The sequence below is a fragment of the Capillibacterium thermochitinicola genome (assembly GCF_013664685.1).
Lineage (GTDB): Bacteria > Bacillota > UBA4882 > UBA10575 > UBA10575 > Capillibacterium > Capillibacterium thermochitinicola.
In genome coordinates, this window is sequence record NZ_JAAKDE010000040.1 from 1 (window position 1) to 2392 (window position 2392).

The following is a 2392-nucleotide window of genomic DNA, read 5'->3' on the forward strand; positions in this document are numbered from 1 at the left end:
GTTGAATGGTACTGCGCACGGTCCTCAAGCACTTCCAAGAGATCGCGGGATTCCGCCGGAAGTAGATTGGCCAGGCCCCAATCATCGAGAATTAGTAGTTGCGCTTTCCTGACCGTTTTTAGAAGCTCGAAGTACTGCCCATCACCCTGGGCAATGGCAAGCTCACGGAGAAGTGTCGGAATGCGGTAATATTTGACCGATAGCCCCTCTCGACAGGCTGCGTTGCCCAGGGCACAGGCAAGAAAGGTTTTGCCAACACCTGTTGGACCAATGATAAGGACGTTGTAACCTTTGCGGATCCAGTCGCAACGCAGCAACTCTTGAAAAAGCCGGCGCTTAAGTCCACGAGGATGCTCGTAGTCGATATCTTCAGGCATAGCATCAATACGAAACCGGGCTTTTTTACGCAGGCGGGCAATACGGTTAGATTCCCGCAGAGTCCATTCATGGTCCACCATTAGGGCCAGGCGTTCTTCAAATGACAACTCGGAGATGCCTTCCGTCTGGGAATCTCTTAAGTATGCCTGAACCATGCCAGACAAGCGCATTTTGCGCATGCGCTCTAGTGTCTGTTCAGTACCCATCTTTCATCACCCCCTTTCTCCGCGTAGTAAGCAGCTCCCCGGATGTTTTCGTGTTCCGGTAGTGCAAGTTGTGGGGGGTGATCAACAGGAACTCTGTCTAAGCCCTTCTCAAGGATGGATTTGATACTGCGGTATGAATAGGCGCCATAGGTAATCGCTCTTTTGCAGGCATTGTTTACCCGCTTGGCAGAATACTTTTTGGCTAGCTGAATAAGACCCAAAACCGCACGGTATCCTTGTTCGGGGTGTTCGCACCGCTCAAACAGCCCATGGGCCCATTCTTCGGCATGTTTTCCCAACTTACCAGCCCGGGCCGCCATATCTTCCGGGCTCCGGTAAGCATACTTCTGATGGGAAAAGGGCATATGTTCCTTGATTGTTGAAAAGCGCTGGTAAGGGCCGCAGCGTTTGTGCCTGGCCACGAGCATTCCTTGATGGTAGATCTCAACTATCGTCTGAGTGGCTAAAATCTCGACAGATTTTCCAACAAGCTTGTATGGGACGCTGTAAAGGCTCTTCTCAAACTCCACATGGTAGTCCATGTGAACCGTAGCTTTCTTCCATTGGCGCATTTCATACCGCTTCTCAGGTAGAGGCTTGAGTGCCGGTTTGTCGATTTCCAGGAACCATGAGGTTCTTGAACCATGCAGTTTCTGAAAAGGACGATTATTCAACGCTTCAAGCTCTTTAAGAACCGCGGCATTTGCCTCGTCAAGGCTAAAGAATGTGTAGTCCCTCAGGGCTGCCAAAATGTTGCGCTCCACATGAAGAACCGCGTTTTCGACTTTGGCTTTGTCATTCGGTTTGCGCACTCTCGTGGGGAGAACAACTACTCCATAGTGACGGGCCATGTCGGCATAGGTCGGATTGATCTCAGGATCATAATAATTGGCCTTTGTAACACCAGTTTTCAGGTTGTCTGGCACTACTATGACAGGTATTCCGCCAAAGAACTCAAAGGCCAAACAGTGGCCAAGAATCCAGTAATTTAGCTCCATAGCCGGAAACAGATGCGCAAAACAGTAATTACTGGCTCCTAAGACGGCTACGAACATATACGCTGGATGAATATCACCGGTAACCGGGTCGTAGATGGGAAAAGTCTGTCCAGCCCAGTCAACAAAGACCTTTTCTCCGGCCTTATGGTGCTGGCGCATGACAACATCAAGATGCTTGGCCCACTGCCGGTAATGGTAACAAAACTGTGTGTACTGAAACCCATCGGGATGTAGCTCTTTGTATTCCCACCACAGGAGTTTAAGAGTTACACCTGGTCTGGACAGCTCTTTATGAACCTGCTGCCAATCAGGCATTACATGAGGCGGCTTTCTGGTGCTGACATCAACGTAGAGCAGTGCTTCCAGTTCCTTATCAGTCATCTGTTGCACCGATGGCCACGAAAGGCCTGCATGTGTAGCTCTTTGAATGAGGTCACTTACAGTACTGGGCGAAACATTGCAGTTAACAGCAATCTGGCGGTTACTTAACCCGTCTTGCCATTTGAGCTTTAATATTTCCAAGATTTTTCGCACGGATATCCTCCTCGCGGCCATAGTCTCGCATCCACCTTTCTCATCTAAGTTATCTGAGAACTTAGATTCGGTGACGCAGATGTCCTATGGCAAATTGGTGATCAAAATTGGTGATTAGAGGATACCCCGCCAAAAGTGATCGGTTTGAACCGTATTAGGCGATCGGGATAAACCGTTTTGGGCGATCGGCATGAACCGTATCACGCGATCGCAATGAACCGTATTGGGTGATCGGCTTGAGCCGTATTAGGTGATCGAGATGAACCGTATTTCGCG

Annotated in this window: 2 protein-coding genes; both read right to left on the bottom strand. The window is 49.5% G+C overall.

Annotation, left to right across the window (positions count from 1 at the left end; translation table 11 throughout):
• The coding region (locus tag G5B42_RS10735) for an ATP-binding protein (protein WP_181340478.1) at positions 1-584 on the bottom strand (584 nt) is incomplete at its 3' end.
• Positions 563-2137: an IS21 family transposase gene (gene istA / locus G5B42_RS10740; RefSeq protein ID WP_181340479.1), complete on the bottom strand. Its 1575-nt coding sequence runs from the start codon at positions 2135-2137 to the stop codon at positions 563-565. The genes istA and G5B42_RS10735, both read right to left, overlap by 22 nt.
• Between the last annotated feature and the right edge of the window lie 255 nt (positions 2138-2392).